Below are 21677 nucleotides of genomic sequence, written 5' to 3' on the forward strand. Positions count from 1 at the left end.
AACGCCGTCGCCGGCGAGGCGGGCGCGCCCAGCGGCTCCTGAGCCAGGACAGTCCAGCGCGGGCCCGGGATATCCCGGGTAATTTCCGGTCTCGCCGACCGTCAGGCTAACTGCGCGAATCAGCTAGACTCGCCGAGCACCATCTCCCGGAGAGACATCTTGCAGAGCAGCGCCGGCGCGCGCGCATTCCAGAATGCGCGGTTGCAGAAGAAATTGAAGAAGCAGGCCGACGGTATCATCTCCGCAGCGGCGAGCGCCTATGGCCAGGGTAGATATGCGGAGAGCGAGGCGCTTTGCCGCCAGATCGTGCAAGCCGTTCCGGATCATTTCGACGCTACGCATTTGCTCGGCTTGAGCGTGCAACAAAGCGGGCGCCTGCAGGAGGCGCAGCAGCTGCTGGAGCGCGCAATCGCGATCGAGCCACGCTCGCACGAGGCCCACAATAATCTCGCGGCAGTGCATCTGGCCCTTCAGAAATTTGACGCCGCTCGCGCCTGTCAGGAAAAGGCGATCGCGCTGAAGCCGAACTTTGCGCCGGCCTTGGCCGGCCTTGGCAATACCTTGCTTCAGATGAACCTGCCCGAACAGGCCATCGAGCTGTACGACCGCGCCATCGCCCTGAAGCCCGACAATGCCGATGCGCTCTGCAATCGTGGCCTCGCCGAGCTGGCGCTGGGCCGATTTGACCGCGCCAGGCAGAGTTTCGAGCGCGCTCTGTTGTTTCAGCCGCGTCACGCCGAAGCCCTTATCGGCAAGGGCGTGGTCGGGATCGAGCTCAAGCATTACGACGAGGCGGAAGCCGCGCTCGCAGCGGCGTTCACGATCAGGCCAGGTTCGGCGAAGCTCCTGGCGCACCGCGGACGGCTCAATCTTGCGCTGTCGCGGCTGGAACAGGCGGCGGCGGATTTTGACGCAGCCCTTGCGCTTTCACCGAAGCTCGAAGTTGCGTTGCGGGGGAAGGCGGAAGTCGCGTTGAGCATGGGTAATACCGCGCAGGCGATCCTGGCCTGCACGGCTTTGCTCGAAGAAAATCCGCGCTCGGCGATCGCATTGGCGCTGCTGAGCTCCTGTTTTGCCAACCAGGGCGAAATCGCAGCCGCAATCGAACATCTCGACGCCGCGCTCGAAATCGCGCCGGACCAGCCGGACCTGCTCGCGCGGAAGATCTATTTTCTGGACTTTCTCTCCGACGCCGATTTCGCGATCCAGCAGGCGGCGCGCAAATCCTGGGGGGATGCGATCGGCGCCAGATTGGCGCAGAGGACGCACGCACCCCGGCAACTCGATCCTGACAGGCGGATCGTGGTCGGGTATGTCGCGGCCGAGTTCTGGTACCACTCGGCGGCGTTCGGTCTTTTGCCGGTGCTGCGCCACCATGATCACGCCAAGTTCGAGATCGTCTGCTATTCGTGCTCGCCGGTACGAGATGAGATGACCGCCAAGTTCAAGTCGCTGGCGGACGTCTGGGTCGACGCCTGGCAGCTTTCGGACGACGAACTGGCCGATCGTATCGAGGCTGACAAGATCGATATCCTGATCGACGTGTCAGGGCATACGACCGGCAACAGGCTCCCGGTCTTCGCCCGCAAGCCCGCCCCGATCCAGGTCACGGGCTTCGGACATGCCACGGGCACCGGCCTTCAGACCATGGACTACGTGCCGGCCGATCCGATCTTCATTCCGGAATCGGTCCGTGGTCTACTGGCTGAAAAGGTCTGCGATCTGCCTTGCCTGATCACGATCGATCCCGTCCTGGATGTGCCTGCTTCGGAGCTTCCCATGCTCCGCAACGGCCATGTGACCTTTGGCGTTTTCAATCGCATCTCCAAGATCTCGGATGAGGCCATCCGCGTGTGGTCGAGGGTGATGCGCGAGGTGCCCGGATCCAGGATCATCATCAAACATACGCTGCTTGACGATCCCATGCTGCGCGACGGCCTGCTTGCGCGGCTCGTGAACCAGGGCATCCCCGAACAGAACATCACCTGCCTGGGCTCGTCAGCGCGCGAGGAACATCTGCGGGCCTTCGCGCGAGTCGATATTTCGCTCGATACGTTCCCACAAAATGGCGGCGTGAGCACCTGGGAATCCCTTTATGCGGGCGTTCCTGTCGTGGCCAAGCTCGGTCACGGCGCCTCATCGCGTGCCGGCGGCGCCATCGTGGCGGCGGTCGGGCTTAACGACTGGGTCGCCGAGGATGACGACGGCTATGTCGAGATCGCCCGCAAATTCGCGTCGCAGCCCGACTATCTGGCGAAGTTGCGCGCGGGCCTGCCGGCCCGGATTGCAGCTTCGCCCGCCGGCAATGTCGAGATTTACACGCGCAGGGTCGAGGAGGGGTACCGCCGGTTCTGGCGCGACTATTGTGCCGCTGCTGCGAAGCGCGGCGAGGTCATATAAGCCGGACGAACCGCGCTGAGCTTTGTGACGCGCGTCCCCGACCCGAGGGTGCGCGTGACGATCACACGAAGGGCGGCTTGATGTTGCTGCGCTTCTCCAGCCAGTCCGGCACCGGCAGGTTCTTGGCGCGCATGAAGTCCGCGTTGAACAGCTTCGACTGATAACGGCTGCCGGAATCGCACAGCACGGTGACGATCGTCTTGCCGGGTCCGAGCTGCCTGGCGAGGCGCATTGCGCCCACGATGTTGACACCGGTCGAGCCGCCGAGACACAGGCCCTCGTGCTGCAGCAGTTCGTAGATCACGCCGACGGCTTCGGCATCGGGAATGAGATAGGCATCATCGACCTTCGCGGTCTCCACGATGGCGGTCGCCCGGTTGAGGCCGATGCCCTCGGTGATCGAGCCACCCGGCGTCGCCTTGGGATCGCCGGTCCTGAAGTATTCATACATGCCGGCGCCGTGCGGATCGGCGCATGCGATCCGCACGTTCTTGTTCTGCTCTTTCAAGTAACGGCTAACACCAGCCAGCGTGCCGCCGCTGCCGACCGAGCAGACGAAGCCGTCGACCTTACCGCCGGTCTGCTCCCAGATTTCGGGTCCGGTGGACTCGTAATGCGCCTTGGCATTGTCGAGGTTATTCCACTGGTCGGCGAACAGCACGCCATTGGGTTCGGTCTTGCGCAGCTCGTCGGCGAGGCGGCGGCCGACATGCTGGTAGCTGTTGGGGTTGGCGTAGGGCAAGGCCGGCACCTCGATCAGCTCGGCGCCGCACAGCTTCAGGAAGTCTTTCTTCTCCTGGCTCTGCGTTTCCGGGATCACGATCAGGGTGCGATAGCCGCGCGCGCTGGCGACGACCGCAAGGCCGATGCCGGTATTGCCGGCGGTCGATTCCACCACGAGACCGCCCGGCTTGAGCTCGCCGCGCTTCTCGGCCTCCAGGATCATCCATTTGCCGGCGCGGTCCTTGACCGACTGGCCGGGATTCATGAACTCGGCCTTGCCGAGAATGGTGCAGCCGGTCAGTTCCGAGGCGCGCTTCAGCTTGATCAGCGGGGTGTTGCCGATGGCTTCGACAACGTCATTTCGAATGGTCATGTCAGGGAAATCGCTACCAAGGGGGTTGATCTGGTTGGCGAGAACGTAGTGCTTGGAAGGCCAAAGGGGAAGGCTTTTGCGTTGCGGCGAAACCGAGCGAAACCTCTGCTCAAACAGCAATATTCCCAAGAGGCGCGCCCGGCGGCGATGCGCTCGGCCGCAAGCCGGGATATCGATAGGAGGAAACGCCTGCGCTCCGTCAGGCCAGGGAAGATGACAGTCGTGACCAGCCAACTCGCGACAAACTTTTTCCAAGGCCGAGGCTTCTCGCCATCGAGGGCCGTGGATGACGCCCGGATGGTCGAATCATATCGGCCCGAGGAACGGCTTTCTGTTCGGCGATTGACGGGCTTGTGAGATTACTCAGCCAGGGCGCGACTGAGGCGGGGCGTGGTGCGGTCGGATGGAAACGCCCAAGTGCCGCTGTGGCAGCAATATCACATGAAATCTTGGTAAGCTTGATCGTGTATCCCAATGTTTCAAAATGAGAAAAATCCCTGCGAGACAGCCGTCTTTTGAATTTCGAGCGGTTCGTTTCCACTTCGTCGGCGTGGCCATCTCGCAACTGCGGGACTGTCCCGCAGTTCAGCGCCCGGCTAGTATGATTTTCGAGGTTCCGCAGAAAGCATCGCCGCTGTGAACGAGTTGTCCAAAGCCCCCCGACTGTCGCGCCGCGAATCGGCTAATCCGGCTGCGCGGCGGTTCGATCTGCCCCGCGGGGGATGGATGTGACAGAGGATGTTCCTGCGATCGCCATGCGGCGATCTGAAGGTTCTGCATCCCGGACGCTGCGCGCGGCGCGCTGGATTGCGGTGATGTGCCTTGCCGCCGGTTCGGGTGCTTGCGTGCTGACCCAGGATCTTCCCGATCCCGCCCTCGACGTTCCCACGCAGTACAAATACGCGGGCAAGGGTGATGCGCCGCCGTCACTGGATTGGTGGCGCGGGTTCCGCTCCGCGGAGCTGACGCAGCTGATGGAGGAGGCGCAAACCGTCAACCTCGACATCGCCGCCGCCGTTGCGCGCATCGTCCAGGCCGACGCCCAGGCGCGGCAGGCGGGGGCTGCGCTGCTGCCGACCGTCTCGACAGGCGGATCGGAAACCTATTCGCGCACCTCGGGCTCCAGCGCGTCCGGCCTCTCCATCGGCGGCCGCGAAGTCGTCAATTATTCGGCCTCGCTGAGCGCGAGCTACCAGCTCGACTTCTGGGGCCAGAATCGCGATGCGCTGCAATCGGCGGAAGAGACGGCGAACGCCAATCGCTTTGACCGCGACACCGTCGCGCTGACGACGCTGGCGGCCGTCGCCAACGCCTATTTCCAGGTGCTGGCCTCGCAGGACCGCATCAGGACCTCACAGCGCAACATTGCGAGCGCGCAGCGCATCCTCGATGCGGTCAGGGAGCGGCGCAGGGCCGGCACCGGCACCGATCTCGACGTCGCCCAGCAGGAGAGCGTGCTTGCCAACCAGAAAGCCCTGGTGCCGCCGCTGCGCCAGACGCTGGACCAGAACGTCAACGCGCTCGCCGTGCTGGTTTCGCGCCCGCCGGAAAGCGTGCGCGTGCTCGGCGGCTCGCTGGACCGGATCGCGATCCCGCGCGTCACGCCCGGCCTGCCTTCGGAGCTGCTGACGCAGCGGCCCGACATCCGCCGGCAGGAAGCGCAGCTCGCCTCGGCGACGGCGAATATCGGTAATGCCCGTGCTCAGTTCTTTCCGACCATTCAGCTCACCGGCAATGGCGGCTATCAGAGCTCGGCTTTGGTCTCGCTGTTCCAGCCGCATGCGGCCTTCTTCCAGCTCGTCGGCAGCGCCACGCAGCCGATCTTCGACGGCGGCAAGATCCTCGGCAATTTCGAGTTGGCCAAGGCGCGGCAGGACGAATTGCTCCAGACCTACCGCAAGACCATCATCCAGTCGTTCGCCGACGTCGACAATGCGCTGTTCTCGATCAAGCAGACCACGATCAAGCTGCAATTGCAGCGCGACGTCGTCGTCGCCTCACGCCGCGCCTTCGATCTCTCCGAGCAGCAACTGCGCGCCGGCACCGCCGACATCGTGACTGTACTCAACACTCAACTGACCCTGTTCCAGGCGGAAGACGCGCTGTCACAGGCGCAACTGGCCCGCTTGCTCGCCATCGTCAGCCTGTATCAGGCGCTCGGCGGTGGCTGGGAGCCGCGAATGGAGAAACCGGTCAATGCTCTTTAAGCCGGATACCAAGCAGGACGCGAAGGAGGGGGCGGCGAAGAAGTCGCGCGGCCGCGGTTTCGTCATGACCCTGATCACGCTCGCGATCCTTGGTGGCCTCGGCTATCTCGGCTGGAACGCGATGCACCAGAAGCCGGCTGCCGACCGCAACGCGCGGCCGGACCTGCCGGTGCCCGTGCTGGCGGCGACGCCCCGCGTTCAGGACGTTCCGGTCTATCTCGACGGCGTCGGCGCAATCCGCGCGCTCAACACCGTGACCGTGCGCTCGCAGGTCGACGGCAAGCTGATCGCCGTGAATTTTACCGAAGGGCAGGACGTCAAAAAGGGCGACGTGCTCGGCGAGATCGATCCCGCGCTCTACCAGGCAACCTACGACCAGGCGGTCGCCAAGAAGGCGCAGGACCAGGCCCAGCTCGCCAACCAGCGCATCGACCTGACACGGTACGAGCAGCTCGCTGCCTCCAACGCCGGCTCCAAGCAGCAGGCCGACACCCAGCGCGCGCTGGTCGCGCAGACCGAGGCGCTGGTCAAGGCCGACCAGGCTGCGATCGACAACGCGGCGGCGACGCTGAGCTACACCAAGATCGTGGCGCCGCTCTCAGGGCGAGCCGGCCTGCGCCAGGTCGACCAGGGCAACATCATCCACGCCGCCGACACCACGGGCCTCGTGGTGATCACGCAATTGCAGCCGATCGCGGTGTGGTTCAGCCTGCCGCAGCAACAAATCATGCGCGTCAACGCCGCGGCGTCGAAGGGTACGCTGGCGGTCGACGTGTTCGGCAATGACGGCATCACCGTGATCGATACCGGCAAGCTCACCGGCATCGACAACCAGGTCGACCAGACCACCGGCACGCTCAAGCTCAAGGCCGAGTTTCCCAACGCCAACTACCAGCTTTGGCCGGGCCAGTTCGTCAATGTCCGTCTCAAGGTCGAGACGCTGACGCAGGCGCTGGTGGTGCCGACCTCGGCCGTGCAGCGCGGCCCGATCGGGACATTCAGCTATGTCATCGGCGAGGACAATATCGTCTCGGCCAAGCCCGTGACCGTGACCCAGCAGAACGAGCATGACGCGGTGATCGCCAGCGGCCTGTCGGCGACCGACAGCGTCGTCACCACGGGCTTTGCCAATCTGTCCGACGGCTCCAAGGTGACCATCGGCCGCGACGACCAGACCCCGTCGGCCGATCTCGCCCCGCGCAAGCGGTCGCGCGGGCCTGACGCCCAGAAGAAGGATGGTGCCAAGGAAGGGCAGAAGGAGCACCAGAAGGACGGACAGGGTAAGGACGGCGAGTTCCGCGCCAAGCGCAAGAGCAGCGAGGGCGACCAGAAGGGGCAGACCGGGCCGGCCCCCGGGCCGGGGGCGGCGGGAAGTGGAGCCAAGCAGCCATGATCCCGACAACAGCCGCTTGAAGCGGCAGGCAGATCCCATGGGTGTCTCCGAACCCTTCATCCGCCGTCCGATCGCGACCTCGCTGCTCGGCATCGCGCTGCTGATCGGCGGGCTGCTGGGCTATTTCGCGCTGCCGGTCTCGGCGCTGCCGCAGGTCGATTTCCCGACCGTGCAGGTGACGACGCAGCTTCCCGGCGCGAGCCCCGACGTGATCGCCTCACTGATCACGGCGCCTTTGGAGCGGCAGCTTGGCCAGATCCCGTCGCTGTCGGCGATGAACTCGACGAGTTCGTTCGGTGTCAGCCAGATCTCGCTCCAGTTCGATCTCAACCGTGACATCGACGGCGCGACCCAGGACGTGCAGGCCGCGATCAACGCAGCGGCGGGCGTGCTGCCCAAGACGCTGCCTTATCCGCCGACCTACGCCAAGGTGAACCCGGCGGACGCCCCGGTGATGACGCTGGCGCTGCGCTCCGACACCATCTCGCTGCGGGCGATGAGCGACATCGCCGACACGCTCCTGGCGCAACGGCTGAGCCAGATCTCCGGCGTCGGACGGGTCTCGGTGCTGGGCGGGCTGAAGCCGGCCGTACGCATCCAGGCCGATCTGGCGCGGCTCGCCGCCTACGGCATCGCCATGGAAGATCTGCGCACCGCGATCGCCAATGCCAATGTCTCGGGGCCGAAAGGCTCGCTCGACGGCGCGCAGCAATCCTACATCATCGCGGCCAACGACCAGATCGCCGCCGCCGATGCCTACAAGCCCGTCATCATCGCCTACCGCAACGGCTCGCCGGTCACCATCGCCGACGTCGCGCGGATCGTCGATGGCCTCGAGAACGACCGCACCGGCGGCTGGTACCAGGGCACGCCCGCCGTCATCATCGACATCCAGCGCCAGCCCGGCGCCAACGTCATCGACGTCGTCAGCCAGATCCGCGCCGAAATCCCCAAGGTGCAGCGCGCGATCCCGGCCGGGGTGAACCTCACCATCGTCTCCGACCGCACCGTGACCATCCGCGCCTCGGTCCACGACGTGCAGTTCACGCTGGTCCTCAGCGTCGTGCTGGTAACGCTGGTGGTGCTGCTGTTTCTGCGCTCGCTGCGGGCCACCCTGATCGCCGGCGTGGCGCTGCCGCTGTCGCTGATCACCAGCTTCGGCATCATGTATTTCGCCGGCTTCAGCCTCGACAATCTGTCGCTGATGGCGCTGACGATCGGCACCGGCTTCGTCGTCGACGACGCCATCGTCATGATCGAGAATATCGTCCGCCACATGGAGAACGGCGACGGGCCGATGGAGGCCTCGCTGAAGGGCGCCAGCGAGATCGGCTTCACCGTGATCTCGCTGACGGTGTCGCTGATCGCGGTCTTCATCCCGCTGCTGTTCATGTCCGGCCTCGTCGGGCGCATGTTCGGTGAATTCGCGTTGACCTTGACGATCGCGGTGGTGACCTCGGCCGTGGTCTCGCTGACGCTGACGCCGATGATGTGCTCACGGCTGCTCAAGCACGCCCATGAGGAGCTGGCGGTGCCGGGCCTCGCCGCCATCAGTCGCTTCATCGACCGCACCGTGGAGGCCTATCACCGGACGCTGCTCTGGGTGCTGGAGCGCCAGCGCGCCACGCTGGTCGTGACCTTCGCCACGCTGATTGCGACCCTCGTCCTCTACGTCGTTGCGCCAAAAGGCTTCCTGCCGCTGCAGGACACCGCCTCGATCACGGCCGTGACGGAGGCGGGGCCGGACGTGTCGTTCGCGGAGATGCAGAAGCGGCAGGGCGAGGTCGCCGACACCATCAAGGCGGATCCTGACGTGGTCGGCGTGGTCTCGGTGATCGGCGCCGGCTCGGTCAATCCGACCACCAATGTCGGCCGGCTCGTCATGACCTTGAAGCCGCGCGGCGAGCGGCGCGACGATGTCAGCGTGGTCGTGAGCCGGTTGAAGCAGCGGGTGGCGGGCATTCCCGGCATGACCGTCTATTTCCAGCCGGTGCAGGACGTGCAGATCTCGACCCAGTCGAGCCGCTCGCAATACCAGTACACGCTGACCGGCACCGATGCGGCGCTGGTGTCGGAATGGGCGCGCAAGCTGGTTGCGGAGATGCGGCGCGATCCCCTGTTCCGCGACGTCTCCTCGGAGGCGCAGGAAGGCGGCCTGCGGGCGCAGCTCGACGTCGATCGCACCCGCGCGGGCCAGCTCGGCGTCAGCCTGCAAGGCATCACCGATACGCTCAACGATGCCTTCGCGCAGCGCCAGATCTCGACCATCTACGGCCAGGCCAACCAGTACCGCGTGGTGCTGGAGGCGCTGCCGATGTACCAGCGCGATCCCTCGATCCTGTCAAAACTCTATCTGCCGGGCGCCGCGAGCACTACAGTCGGCGCTCCCAATGCCCAGGTGCCGCTGTCGGCCGTGGCGACGCTGAAGCGCACCACGGCCCCGCTCGCGATCTCACACCAGGCGCAATTCCCGTCCGTGTCGCTCAGCTTCAATCTCGCGCCGGGTGCCGCGCTCGGCGATGCCGTCGAGGCCGTGAAGGCGATCGAGACCCGGATCGAAATGCCCAACAGCATCGTCGGCGTCTATGCCGGCGATGCCGCTGAGTTCGCCAAGGCGCTGGCGGGACAACCCTGGCTGTTGCTTGCGGCCGTGATCACGATCTACATCGTGCTCGGTGTGCTCTATGAGAGCTACATCCATCCGATCACGATCCTGTCGACGCTGCCCTCGGCCGGCGTCGGGGCGATCCTGGCGCTGGTGTTGTGCGGGCAGGACCTGTCGGTGATCGGCCTGATCGGCATCATTTTGCTGATGGGTATCGTCAAGAAGAACGCGATCATGATGATCGACTTCGCGCTCGAGGCCGAGCGCGGGCAGGGCATGTCGCCCAACGAGGCGATCGTGCAGGCCTGCCTGTTGCGCTTCCGTCCCATCATGATGACGACACTGGCGGCGCTGTTCGGCGCCTTGCCGCTGGCGATCGAGAGCGGCACCGGCGCCGAGCTGCGCTTTCCGCTCGGCATCTCCATCATCGGCGGGCTGCTGCTCAGCCAATTGCTGACGCTCTACACCACGCCCGTGATCTACCTCGCGCTCGACCGCATCAACCGCCGCCTCGAGCAGGCGCTGCCGCCGGCCGAATCCGGCGGCCCGCCGGTCGCGGGCGCGACCGAGGGGATGCAGTGATGGCATCGATCTCGGAGCCCTTCATTCGCCGCCCGGTTGCCACCACGCTGCTGTCGATCGGGTTGTTCCTGCTGGGTGTGGTCGCCTACGATTTCCTTCCCGTCGCCTCGGTCCCGAACGTCGACTTCCCCGCCATCTTCGTCTCGGCCAGCCGGCCCGGCGCCGACCCGTCGGTTATGGCGGCCACGGTGGCTTCACCACTGGAGCGGCGGCTCGGCGAGATCTCGGGCATCAATCAGATCACCTCGACCTCGACGCTCGGCAACACCAGCATCCAGCTCCAGTTCGACATCGGCCGCAACATCGACAAGGCCGCGCGCGACGTGCAGGCGGCGATCAACGCCGCGATGGTCGATCTGCCGAGCGACCTGCCGACGCTGCCGCGCTTCCGCAAGGCCAACACGGCCGGCGCGCCCGTCTTCGTGCTGGCGCTGACCTCGAAGACGCTGTCCGCCAGCGCGATTTACGATGTCGCCGACACGGTTCTGGCGCAGCGCATCTCGCAGGTGCCTGGAGTCGGCGACGTCACGGTATCAGGCGCCGACCAGCCGGCCGTGCGGGTCCAGCTCAACCCCGTCGCGCTGTCGAACGCCGGCATCGCCACCGACGACGTCAGGACCGCGATCGTCAACGCCAACCCGCTCGGTCCCGTCGGCATCTTCAACGGCGAGCGCCAGAGCGAGACGCTGGCGCTCAACAAGCAGATGCGCACGGCGAAAGAGTTCCGCGACATCGTCATCAAGAGCGCCAACGGCAATTTCGTGCGCCTGTCCGACGTCGCCGACATCGAGGATTCCGTCCGTAACGCCCGCTCGATCGCCTGGTTCAACAAGCAGCCGGCAGTGCTGATCCAGATCACCAAGCAGGGCGATGCCAACGTCATCGACACCGTTGACAGGGTGAAGGCGCTGGTCCCCCAGCTGAAGCAGTGGATTCCGGCCGGCGTCGAGATCTCCACCCTGGTCGACCGCACCGGCACGATCCGCGCCAGCGTGCTCGATATGCAATGGACGTTGCTGGCGACCGCGGTCCTGGTGATGGTCGTGGTGTTCGTGTTCCTGCGCAGGCTGACGCCGACCATCGCGGCCGGCATCTCGGTGCCGCTGGCGCTGGCCGGCACCTGCGCCGGCATGTGGGTCGCGGGCTTCTCGATCGACAATCTGTCGCTGATGGCGCTCGCGATCTCCGTCGGCTTCGTGGTCGACGACGCCATCGTCATGATCGAGAACATGTACCGCAATCTCGAGCACGGCATGCGGCCGTTCCGGGCAGCGCAGGAGGGCGCGAAGCAGATCGGCTTCACCGTGGTCTCGATCAGCCTGTCGCTGATCGCGGCATTCACGCCGCTGATCTTCATGGACGGTATTGTCGGCCGCCTGCTGCGCGAATTCTCGCTGACGCTGACCTTCGCTATCCTGGTCTCGACGCTGGTGTCGCTCACGGTCACGCCGATGATCTGCGCCCATTACATCCGGCAGGCCACGTCCGGCACGGCGACGCTGTTCGATCGGGTGATCGAGGGCTCGCTGTCGCGCATCGTCGCCTTCTACGCCCGGACCTTGCGCACCGTGCTGGACTATCCGCTGGCGACGCTGCTGGTGTTCTTCGCCACCATCGGCCTCACGGTGACGCTCTACATCAAGGTCCCCAAGGGCTATTTCCCGACCGACGATTCCGGCTTCGTGATCGGAGCGACGCGTGCCTCGGCCGACATCTCGTTCCAGTCGATGCTCGGTCTCCAGCAGCGGCTCGCCGACATCGTGATGCAGGATCCGGCCGTGGCCGGCATCGGCTCGACCGTCGGCGCCGGAGGCGGGCCGGGGGGAGCGACCTCGAACCGCGGCATCATGTATATCAGCCTGAAGCCGCCGGAGGAGCGCGACCACGTCTCGACGCAGGTCGTGATCGACCGTCTGAGGCGCGCGCTGTACCCCGTGCCAGGTATCCGCCTCTTCATGTTCGCTGCCCAGGACGTCCGTGCCGGCGGGCGGCAGAGTGATTCCGACTTCCAGTACACGCTGACCAGCACCGACCTCGGTCTGCTGCAGAAGTGGGCGCCGATCGTGGCCAAGCGCATGGAGAGCGTCGAGGGCATCACCGACATCTCCAGCGACCGCGATCCCGGCGGGCTTCAGCTGACCCTGAACATCGATCGCCAGAAGGCCTCGGCACTCGGCGTCAGGGTTCAGGACATCGACAACGCGCTGAACAACGCGTTCTCGCAGCGGCAGATCTCGATCATCTACACCCAGCGCAACCAGTACATGACCGTGCTGGAGATCGATCCCAAGTTCCAGGTCGATCCCTCCAACCTCGAGCGCATCTACGTTGCCGGCGCGAACGACGCGCAGGTGCCGCTGTCGGCCGTGGTGCATGCGACGCGTGGGTTGGCCGCGCTCGCGGTTTATCACTCGCAGTCGTTTCCCTCGACGACGGTGTCGTTCAACCTGCTGCCGGACGTGCAGCTTCAGGCAGCGACCCAGAACATCCAGCGGGCGGTGGAGGAACTGCACATGCCCGAAGGCATCCGCGGCAGCTTCGACGGCAACGCCGGCGACTTCGCCAAGACCAGCGGCCGCCAGCCGCTCCTGATCCTCGGCGCGCTGGTGGCGATGTATATCGTGCTCGGGGTGCTCTATGAGAGTCTCGCCCATCCGCTCACGATCATCTCGACGCTGCCCTCGGCGGGGTTAGGCGCGCTGCTCGCCTTGCAGCTCACCAACACGCCGCTGACGGTGATCGCCTTCGTCGGCATCATCCTCTTGATCGGCATCGTCAAGAAGAACGGCATCATGATGGTGGATTTCGCGCTCGACGCCGAACGCCAGCGCGGCCTGTCCTCGGCGGAAGCGATCTTCGAGGCCTGCCAGGCGCGCTTTCGGCCGATCCTGATGACGACCATGGCGGCGCTGTTCGCCGGCATTCCGCTGGTGGTGGCGACCGGCCCCGGCACGGAGCTGCGCCGTCCGCTCGGCATCACCATCATCGGCGGCCTGTTCGTCTCGCAGATCCTGACGCTCTACACCACGCCGGTGATCTACCTCTTGATCGATCGCCTGCGGCGCCGGTCCGCGCCGCGCCCGGTGCCTGCGCCGGCGGAATAGGTTGTTGAAGCGCCGCATCAAGCGTATAGCGGCGCCCATGTCGAACCCGCCAGACACGGCCGCCGCGCCGGCCGATCCGATCCCCGAGTGCCCGCATTGCCAGAAGCCGATGCCGCTGTGCATCTGCGACAGCGTCACGCCGATTGAAAATCGCCTCTCACTCCTGATCCTCCAGCACCCGCAGGAGCAGGACAGGGCGCTCGGCACCGCGCGCCTGCTTGCCAGGCATTTTGCCGATGCCACGGTACGGGTCGGCCTGTCCTGGCCGAGCCTGTCCAAGGCGTTGGGACGGCCGGTCGAGAATGCCGCGCGTTGGGCCGTGCTCTATCTCGGCTCGGCCCGCGCCGCCGATCTCGAAGCGGAAGGCGAAATCGTCGCGCTCAACCGCAAGGGCGAGGTCGCGGAGAACCAGCGCGCGATCCTCGGCAAGCTTGAAGGCGTCGTGCTGCTCGACGGCACCTGGAGCCAGGCCAAGGCGCTGTGGTGGCGCAATCCCTGGATGCTGAAATGCCAGCGCGTCATCCTCAACCCGGCGCACCCCTCGCGCTATGGCCGTCTGCGCAAGGAGCCGCGCAAGGACGGGCTCTCCACAATCGAGGCCGCGGCGACGATTCTCGCCGGGCTCGAGCGGCGTCCCGACATCGCCGAGACGCTGAATGCGAGCTTTGAACGCCTGTTAACACGCTACCGCGAGGTCCAGGCCGAGATGCCGGAATTGGCGCCAAAACCTGCCCCGAAGGGCCGGCGCGACTTCCGGCGGCGCAAACGAGCCTGACTTCGGCCCGCATCATCTGTACGGTCGATTGCACCGCGAGAGGCGGGCGTTTAGAGACGATCGGCCGGTACAGGTCGCGATCTGCTGCCCTGTTGCGGCCTTGGAGAGTGGCAACCGAAGGGGCAGTCGAATTCAGCTCGCAGCGAAGGAAATCCTGGCACAGGCGGCGCGGCCCGATCGTTGGGGCACGCTCGCGCTGATGGACATTTCGCTGCGCTACCGCCGGACCGTGATCGGCCCGCTCTGGATCACGCTGACGCTGGCCGCGACGATCGCAAGCGTCGGCACCGTCTATGCGGCCCTGTTCAAGCAGGACATCGCCACCTTCCTGCCGTCCTTCGCAGTCGGCCTGATCGTCTGGACCCTGATCGCCACGACGCTCCAGGAGGGCTCCAACATCTTCGTGGTATCAGGCCATCTCATCAAGGCGGTGCCGGCCCCGCTGATCGTTCATGTCCTCCAGATGATCGCGCGCAACGTCCTCATCTTCGCGCATCATTTGGTGATCGTCGTGCTGCTCTACGTCGTGATGCCCTGGCCGCTGCGCTGGAGCATGCTGCTCGCGCTGCCCGGCTTTGCGATCCTGTTCCTCACGCTGCTCGGCGGCTCGGTCGCGCTCGGCATGCTCTGCGCGCGCTTTCGCGACATTGGTTCGGCGATCGTCAGCGGCCTGCAATTCGTGTTCTTTCTCACGCCGATCATCTGGACCGAGGACAGCGCGCGCGGCACCGCGTTTCACTGGCTGACGCGGGTCAATCCGTTCGCGACGCTGCTCGATCTGGTGCGGCGGCCGCTGTTGTCGCAGCCGACCGATGCGGAGCAATGGCTGTTAGGGGCCCTCTATGCGATCGTCGTGGCCGTCATCGGCCTCGGCTGCTACGCAAAATACCGCCATCGTGTGGCGTATTGGCTGTGATGCGCGCATGACCAGGACGGCCCACATCGTGCTTCGCGACGTCTCGGTCACGTTTCCCGTGCTGTCGTTTCGCGACCGCTCGCTGCGCAGCCGGTTCGTCAGCGCCGTGACGCTGCGGCGGAAGGCGGCGGTCTCGCACCTCATCACGGCGTTGAACGAGGTCAGCCTCGACATCCGCGCCGGCGACCGCCTCGCCATCATCGGCGCCAACGGCGCCGGCAAGACCACGCTGCTGCGGGTTCTCGCCGGCATCTACCATCCGACGGCGGGGAGCATCGACGTACGCGGCCGCTGCCTGTCGCTGTTCGATTTGCAGGCCGGCTTCGACGAGGAAGCAACCGGATACGAGAACATCATGCGGCGCGGCCTCGTGATCGGCGCGCGGCGCGCCGAGATCGACGCGCGGCGGGCGGAGATTGCCGAGTTCACCGAGCTCGGCGACCGCCTCGACCTGCCGCTGCGCACCTATTCCAGCGGCATGATGCTGCGCCTGATCTTCGCGGTCGCAACCGCGGTCGAGGGCGAGATCGTGCTGCTCGACGAATGGATCGGCGTCGGCGACCAGCAGTTCCGCAAAAAGGCGCGGCAGCGGCTGGATGAAATCGTCGCCCGCGCCGGCATCCTGGTGCTCGCCTCGCATGACATCGAGCTGATCCAGAGCACCTGCAACCGGGCGATCCTGCTGGAGCAGGGGACGATCATCGCGGCCGGCGCAACCGATACGATTCTCGCGCAATATCTTGCGGGGTCCGGCGGGAGGAACGCGTAGCGGTTCGAAGGTCCCGTGACGGCCAAAATCGGACGAAGGCGGTTGCCTAAACCCTTCATCCCCTATATTGCTCCGGCCTTACGGGGCCACGTGGCGGAGTGGTTACGCAACGGTCTGCAAAACCGTGTACACCAGTTCAATTCTGGTCGTGGCCTCCATCATATCCCTCTGATCTCCCAGCACAATTCGATCTCGCCGCCGGCTCCGCTGATGCTGCGCGAAATGTTCTGCCGACCTGAGAGGCGGATCGATCTCCGGGTTTGTCCGGAGCTCGCTGGCCCCCCCGATTCAGTCTCGTTGGCATAGACTTCGCATCTGCGAAGCGATGCGACTGACATCAACGAGCGCTGGAGCACCCGTGGGCGACATCGTCCGATTTGTCCCGAAATCCGAGCTGGAGCGGGCCCGCCTCATTCGCGAGGCTCGCGCGATCTATGACAGCATCTTTCCATCGGCCGCACCCGACCGGGTGCCGCAGGATGGCGAGGATCGCATCAAGACCTGATCGGCGCAGCGCCAAGTTTTACGCCCAGTGCCTATGGCAAGACGCCCGCGAAGCGGGCTCTCGGGCTCAGGGTGAAAGCAGCTTCAGCAGGCCGCGTACCAGCCGTCGGGGAACGGCAGAAGGGGCCAGGCGCCCTCATTGTCATTGGCGGCTTTGGGCGTCGCGTGAAAACTCCACGAGCGGGGCACGAATTCCTCCTCCGGCGCGGGAGCAAAGTCTTCAATGACCATGGCGTCCCGGACGGCATCCAGCAACAAGTTGAATTCGGCTTCGCTTCTCATCGCACCCTCGCAGAACGCGGACGGCGCAATGTCGCAAAGCCGGTTTGTTACCCGGTTGAGCGGATCGTTCGCATTTTAACGATCCGGCGATCGGGTCCCGATTGGTTAGCGGTTTGTGAAAATCCCCTGTGAAACCTTAGGTTCCTCCGCTGGGCCGGCAGTGTGAAAGAGATCACATCCTCGGCGGTTTATTTCTCTTAACCCTTTTCGCAAGCGGCCCAATGCGGGCCGGAGCGGGCAGGGCGAAGGGAAGACTGGTCATGAAGGCGAGGTTCTTGCGGTTTGCGGGTGTGAAGAGCCGGGCCCGCCGCGCCTCCACGGTCGGGCTGTTCCTGACGCTGTTTGCTTCCACCGCCCACGCGCAGGGGACAGCCGAACAGCGCCGGGCCTGCACGCCCGACGTCTACCGGCTCTGCGCCGGCGAAATACCCAACGTCCGCGCCATCACGGCGTGCCTGCGGCGCAACCGCTCGAGCCTGAGCGAAGCCTGCCGCAGCGTATTCGATCAGGCCGGCGGTTAAGGGGCCTGTGGATGTGTGCGCAGCAAGTGGCTCGCGTCGGCTGACGAATTCGCGATAGCGGTTCTGTGGATATGCTGCGGACAGGCTGTGGATAGCCTTTGAGCCGATGCGAGTGAGAGAAGACGGGCTTGCCGAGCGCTCGCTGCATTTCGTCTCAAATTGCAACCCGTGCGTGCAAGAAGTCTTGATTGGGTGTGATCTGGGGGTGAACGCCCGGCTTGAACGCGCGTCCCGGGCACAACGACTAATAGTAAGAGTGCATGAGGATCAGGGAAACGTGATCAGACCTCCTCTTTCTAAAGCACCAAAATGGTGCTTTAGTGCTTTCCATGAGTCAATCGCCCCGAAACGCGCCATCTGCGCTGCGTTACAGGCTTGCCCCTGACCCGGCCGCCACGGCCGCGCTGGAGGCGACGTTTAGGGCTTATGACCGCATGATGGAGATCCTCGATGAGGTCGCGCGGAGCCACAATGTCGGCTCCAACGTCGTCCTGCTGCATGCCCACGCCTATAACCCGATCCGCAAACAGACCGCGCTGCCCTCGCGCCTGGTAACGCTGGGCCTGCGTGACCGCGCCGAGTATCGCGCGGCACAGGGCCGCCGTCTGCCGCTCGACGACAAGCTCGCCAAGATCAAGGGCCCGGCCACCATTTCGATCGCGACCGTGCAAGGGCGCTTCAGCGTGCCCTTCGATTATGCCGGCTATGCCGAGGGCTGGGGGCAGAGCGTGCCCGCTCGCCTCATCCGCACCGACGACGGCTTTGAAGTTCACTACGGCGTCACGCCGAACAATCTGCCAGAGGAGGAGAACGCCATGGATACCATCGCTGCCGCTCCCGAAAACTTCCTGTCCCGGGTCGGGCGCCTGATCGCCGGGATCGCCTATGACGCGATCGAGCAGGCCGAAGGCAAGAACAAGCTGAAAGTGGTCAGCCAGGCCATCCGCGAGATCGAGCGCGCCGAGAGCGAAGCGCGCGACGCGCTCGCCGCTGCGCGTGCCGAGGAATATCGCCTCAATGCGCGCCGCACCGAGATCGAACGCGAGATGGCCGATCTCGCGCCCAAGATCGAGGGCGCGATCGCTGACAGCCGCGACGATCTCGCCCGCGCCGGCATCGCGCGCCAGATGGATCTGGAGGCCCAGTTCGATGTGCTCTCCCGCGCCATCGACGAGAACAACGAGAAGATCGAGCAATGCATCACCTCGCTGCGCGCGGTGCTGTCTGCGCTGCAGGACGCCGAGCAGCGCCGTGCCGATCTCGAAAAGAGCGAGGCGGCCGCAAGCCCTCAGGCCTCGACGTCATCCCGAAAACAGGGCGGCGGCTCTGCGGCAGCGAAGGCGCTGCGGGCGGGCAGGGCGGTGGCACGCGCCACCGGCGTGCCGCCGGGCATTCCCTATTCGAGCGACATCGACGAGCTCAGCACGCTGCATCGCGACAAGGAAATCGCGGCGAGGCTCGCGCGGTTGAAGTCGCGCTCCTGAGTGCCGTGTCATGAGCGCTCTGCTCGAACACGTCATGTCGCCGGAGGTCAGGCCGTTCGCGATCGCGGCGGCCATGATCCTCATCGTCGGCTCGATCGAAGTGGTCTCGATGCTGGTCGGGGCTTCCTTGAGCGAAATGCTCGGGACCAACATCGATTTCGGTCACCCCAGCGACAATGGCGTGATCAACGCCATTTCCTGGATCAATGTCGGCGGCGTGCCGCTTCTGATCTTCCTGTTGCTGCTGCTCGGCGCCTTCTCCATCACCGGCTTCCTGATCCAGGACATCGCGCGAATGGTTGCGGGGCCCTTGCCGGCAACAGTGGCCTCGGTGGGGGCCGTCGTGATCTCGGTTCCGGTGGTCCGCGCTGCCAGCAGGGCGATCGCGCGGGTCATTCCCAAGGATGAAAGCTATGCCGTCGGCTTAGGGGATCTCGTCGGCCGCATCGGTGAGGTCGTCATCGGCCCGCTCGACCAGGGGCCGCCCGGCAAGGTCAGCGTCGCCGACGTCCACGGCAACCGCCATTTCGTCTGGGCGGTTGCGGCGCCGGCGTCATCGCCCCTGCCACAGGGAACCATGGTCCTGCTGGTCGATCGCGACGGCACCCGCTTCGTGGCGGTCAGGGCCGACGATGAACTCAAACCTTCCAAGCCCACTCTAAACAGCTAGCAAGTCATTATCGGAGAGCATCATGTTCGACATCGCAGTCCCGGCCATGATCGGCGTCGCGCTGATCGTCGTCCTCGGGATCGTCTTCACCATCCTCTACAAGCGCGCCACCCGCGACGAGGCCTTCGTGCGCACCGGCCTCGGCGGCAAGAAGGTCGTGCTGGACGGCGGCGCCATGATCCTGCCGATCTTCCACTCCTATGCCAGCGTCAATCTGAAGACGCTTCGGCTCACCGTGGAACGCAAGGAGCGGGAATCCCTCATCACCAAGGACCGGCTGCGCGTCGACATCGTCGCCGAATTCTACGTGCGCGTCCGGCCCGACGATGAGAGTATCGCGCTTGCGAGCCAGACGCTGGGCGCACTGACCAATGACGCCGAAGCCCTGCGCAACCAGGTCGAGGCGAAATTCGTCGATGGCCTGCGCTCGGTGGCGGCGACCATGAGCATCCTCGAACTCCAGGAGAAGCGCTCGGACTTCGTCAAACATGTGCAGGCGACAGTCGAATCCGACGTCAAATCCAACGGCCTCGAGCTTGAATCCGTGTCGCTCACGAAGCTCGACCAGACCGACGTCAAGTTCTTCAACCCGGAAAACTTCTTCGACGCCGAAGGTCTCACCCAGCTCAAGACCGTCACCGAGACGCGCCGGCGTGACCGCAACGCCATCGTGCGCGACAACGAGGTGGCGATCGCCCAGAAGGACCTCGAGGCGCGGCAGCAGACCCTCGGCATCGAGCGGACCAAGAAGGAGGCCGAGCTGTCGCAGGAGCGCGACATCGCCAACAAGACCGCGAGCACCCGCGCCGAGGTCGCAACCGCGACGCAGACCGCGCGCCTCACTGAGGAGAATGCCCGCATCGATACCGACAGGGCGGTCGCCGAGAAGGAGGCGGGCGCCAAACAGGTCAAGGAAACCGCGGTGATCGAGTCGGATCTGGCGATCAACAAGCGCAAGACCGACGCCCAGCGCGAGATCCAGATCGCGACCCAAGAGAACGAGATCCAGATCGCGTCCAAGAGCAAGCAGACCTCGGAGGCCGTTGCCGAGGCCAAGACCGCCGAAGCGATCGCGGTCTCCGCGGAGGAAAAGGTCGTGACCGCACGCGCGGTCGAGGTCGCCGATCGTGCCCGTCTCACCCAGGTGCTGGCCGCGCGGACCGAGGCCGAGCGCAAATCGACGGAGCTGATCGTCGCGGCCGAAGCCGAGAAGAAGGCCTCGCTCGATCGCGCCGAGGCCGTGAAGACGCTGGCCACCGCGGAAGCCGAGTCCAACAAGATCAAGGCCGTGGGTGTGCGCAACATCGGCGAGGCGGAAGCGGCCGTCATCACCATGAAGAACGAGGCGCAGAACAAGCTCGGCAGCAACGTCATCGACTTCGAGATCGCCAAGAAGCGGATCGAGACGATGCCGTCGGCGCTGGCCGAGATGGTCAAGCCCATCGCCAACCTGAAGGACGTCCGTATCCTGCACACCGGCGGCGCGTTCGGCGGCAACGGCACCGGTGGAGGCAATGTCGGCTTCGGCGAGGGACTCGCTGGCGAGCTGCTCAAGGTGCACGCGCTGCGTCCGATGATCGACGAGATCCTGCGCCAGAGCGGCTTTGCGCCCGGCGAGGATCCCGTGAAGGCGCTGGTCGGCGCCGTGACCGGGAAGAGCAACGGCGCCGCCGTGCCCGCGCCGGCACCAGAGAAGACGAACACCGCCGATCTATGAATGCCCGTTCATTGCTGCGGAGAATTCGAATCGATAAACAGGCTGAGCGCGTCTCGCGTCGCGCAACGTGCCGGAGTGACGATCGATCGTCTTGAACCTTTCGATCGCACTCCGGACGGATCTTCCAAGGCAACGACATTGGTTGCCGCGGCGCCTGCGCCGATCGACGCCAGGCGCTGAAGCCTGTTTTCGATCGGGGAATTTCATATGAAATATTTTCTGTCTGGACTGATCGCGATCGGCCTTTCGATCGCCACCATGCCCTCGTTCGCGGCCGATGCCCGCAACGTCACCGTCGTCAACGAGACCGGCTATGCCATCAAATTCCTGGGCTTCAACGCGCCGGACGATGGCCTGGACGAATGGGACAATGAGCTCGAGAAGGTCTTGCAGAACCAGGCCAGCACCTATGTCGAGTTCGACGAGGACGACGAGGGCTGCGTCTGGAACATCCGCGTCGACTGGCAGAACTACGACGAAGCCGTGCTCTGGAAAAACGTCAACCTCTGCAAGATGACCGCGCTTCGGCTGCGTTACGATCCCGGCACCAAGACCACCTCGTTCCTTGCCGAGTAGTCTCTGGCAGACTTGGCCCGGAGGAGGGGGCATCCCAGCCTTCCTCCGGCGCATTGCGGATGATGACGAATTCGTC

At 65.1% G+C, this 21677-nt stretch carries 15 protein-coding genes, 1 tRNA gene and 1 pseudogene; 15 read left to right on the top strand and 2 right to left on the bottom strand.

Annotated features, from left to right (window positions below; translation table 11 throughout):
* The first annotated feature begins 159 nt into the window (after positions 1-159).
* A complete protein-coding gene (locus tag GGD62_RS03085; protein ID WP_183707015.1) occupies positions 160-2400 on the top strand; it encodes a glycosyltransferase family 41 protein in 2241 nt (746 codons plus the stop codon).
* Between the two features lie 61 nt (positions 2401-2461).
* Here the strand turns inward: GGD62_RS03085 and GGD62_RS03090 are convergent, their stop codons facing one another.
* The gene (locus GGD62_RS03090) at positions 2462-3496 is read right to left on the bottom strand and encodes a cysteine synthase A (RefSeq protein ID WP_183707016.1); all 1035 of its coding nucleotides are present in this window, start codon (positions 3494-3496) and stop codon (positions 2462-2464) included.
* Positions 3497-4218: 722 nt separating this feature from the next.
* Between GGD62_RS03090 and GGD62_RS03095 the strand changes: the two genes are divergently transcribed.
* The 9 genes and pseudogenes from GGD62_RS03095 (at position 4219) to GGD62_RS03135 (ending at position 16352) form a co-directional block, all read left to right on the top strand.
* On the top strand, positions 4219-5703 hold the full coding sequence (locus tag GGD62_RS03095) for an efflux transporter outer membrane subunit (protein ID WP_183707017.1): 1485 nt from the start codon (positions 4219-4221) through the stop codon (positions 5701-5703).
* Entirely contained in the window at positions 5693-7096 is a 1404-nt protein-coding gene (locus GGD62_RS03100; protein WP_183707018.1) for an efflux RND transporter periplasmic adaptor subunit, read from the top strand. The genes GGD62_RS03095 and GGD62_RS03100 overlap by 11 nt, the downstream gene beginning before the upstream one ends.
* A 37-nt stretch (positions 7097-7133) precedes the next feature.
* The gene (locus GGD62_RS03105) at positions 7134-10283 is read left to right on the top strand and encodes an efflux RND transporter permease subunit (RefSeq protein ID WP_183707019.1); all 3150 of its coding nucleotides are present in this window, start codon (positions 7134-7136) and stop codon (positions 10281-10283) included.
* Positions 10283-13387, top strand: a complete 3105-nt coding sequence (locus tag GGD62_RS03110; protein WP_183256882.1) for an efflux RND transporter permease subunit — start codon at positions 10283-10285, stop codon at positions 13385-13387. The genes GGD62_RS03105 and GGD62_RS03110 overlap by 1 nt, the downstream gene beginning before the upstream one ends.
* Positions 13388-13424: 37 nt before the next feature.
* On the top strand, positions 13425-14162 hold the full coding sequence (locus GGD62_RS03115) for a tRNA-uridine aminocarboxypropyltransferase (RefSeq protein WP_092258319.1): 738 nt from the start codon (positions 13425-13427) through the stop codon (positions 14160-14162).
* Between the two features lie 199 nt (positions 14163-14361).
* On the top strand, positions 14362-15078 hold the full coding sequence (locus GGD62_RS03120; protein ID WP_246799980.1) for an ABC transporter permease: 717 nt from the start codon (positions 14362-14364) through the stop codon (positions 15076-15078).
* A 163-nt stretch (positions 15079-15241) separates the two neighbouring features.
* Positions 15242-15847, top strand: a pseudogene (locus tag GGD62_RS03125) (ABC transporter ATP-binding protein); the annotation flags it as partial.
* 84 nt (positions 15848-15931) lie between these two features.
* Positions 15932-16005, top strand: a tRNA-Cys gene (locus tag GGD62_RS03130).
* A 200-nt stretch (positions 16006-16205) separates the two neighbouring features.
* Complete coding sequence (locus GGD62_RS03135) at positions 16206-16352, top strand: hypothetical protein (RefSeq protein WP_018320409.1); 147 nt, start codon at positions 16206-16208, stop codon at positions 16350-16352.
* An 83-nt stretch (positions 16353-16435) separates the two neighbouring features.
* On the opposite strand, the gene GGD62_RS03140 is transcribed toward GGD62_RS03135, so the two are convergent.
* Positions 16436-16633 (bottom strand): hypothetical protein, encoded by a 198-nt coding sequence (locus GGD62_RS03140; RefSeq protein WP_018320410.1) that lies wholly within the window; start codon positions 16631-16633, stop codon positions 16436-16438.
* Between the two features lie 260 nt (positions 16634-16893).
* Between GGD62_RS03140 and GGD62_RS03145 the strand changes: the two genes are divergently transcribed.
* From GGD62_RS03145 to GGD62_RS03165, 5 genes are all read left to right on the top strand, one after another.
* The gene (locus GGD62_RS03145) at positions 16894-17154 is read left to right on the top strand and encodes a hypothetical protein (protein WP_026202356.1); all 261 of its coding nucleotides are present in this window, start codon (positions 16894-16896) and stop codon (positions 17152-17154) included.
* 320 nt (positions 17155-17474) lie between these two features.
* Complete coding sequence (locus tag GGD62_RS03150; RefSeq protein ID WP_183707021.1) at positions 17475-18638, top strand: PspA/IM30 family protein; 1164 nt, start codon at positions 17475-17477, stop codon at positions 18636-18638.
* Between the two features lie 10 nt (positions 18639-18648).
* Positions 18649-19308, top strand: a complete 660-nt coding sequence (locus GGD62_RS03155) for an OB-fold-containig protein (protein ID WP_018320413.1) — start codon at positions 18649-18651, stop codon at positions 19306-19308.
* Positions 19309-19330: 22 nt separating this feature from the next.
* Complete coding sequence (locus tag GGD62_RS03160; RefSeq protein WP_018320414.1) at positions 19331-21025, top strand: flotillin family protein; 1695 nt, start codon at positions 19331-19333, stop codon at positions 21023-21025.
* A 207-nt stretch (positions 21026-21232) separates the two neighbouring features.
* Entirely contained in the window at positions 21233-21601 is a 369-nt protein-coding gene (locus tag GGD62_RS03165) for a hypothetical protein (protein ID WP_018320415.1), read from the top strand.
* The last annotated feature ends 76 nt before the right edge of the window (positions 21602-21677 follow it).

Origin of the sequence: Bradyrhizobium sp. ERR14, from assembly GCF_014198235.1 — a bacterium.
In the GTDB taxonomy this organism is placed as follows: domain Bacteria; phylum Pseudomonadota; class Alphaproteobacteria; order Rhizobiales; family Xanthobacteraceae; genus Bradyrhizobium.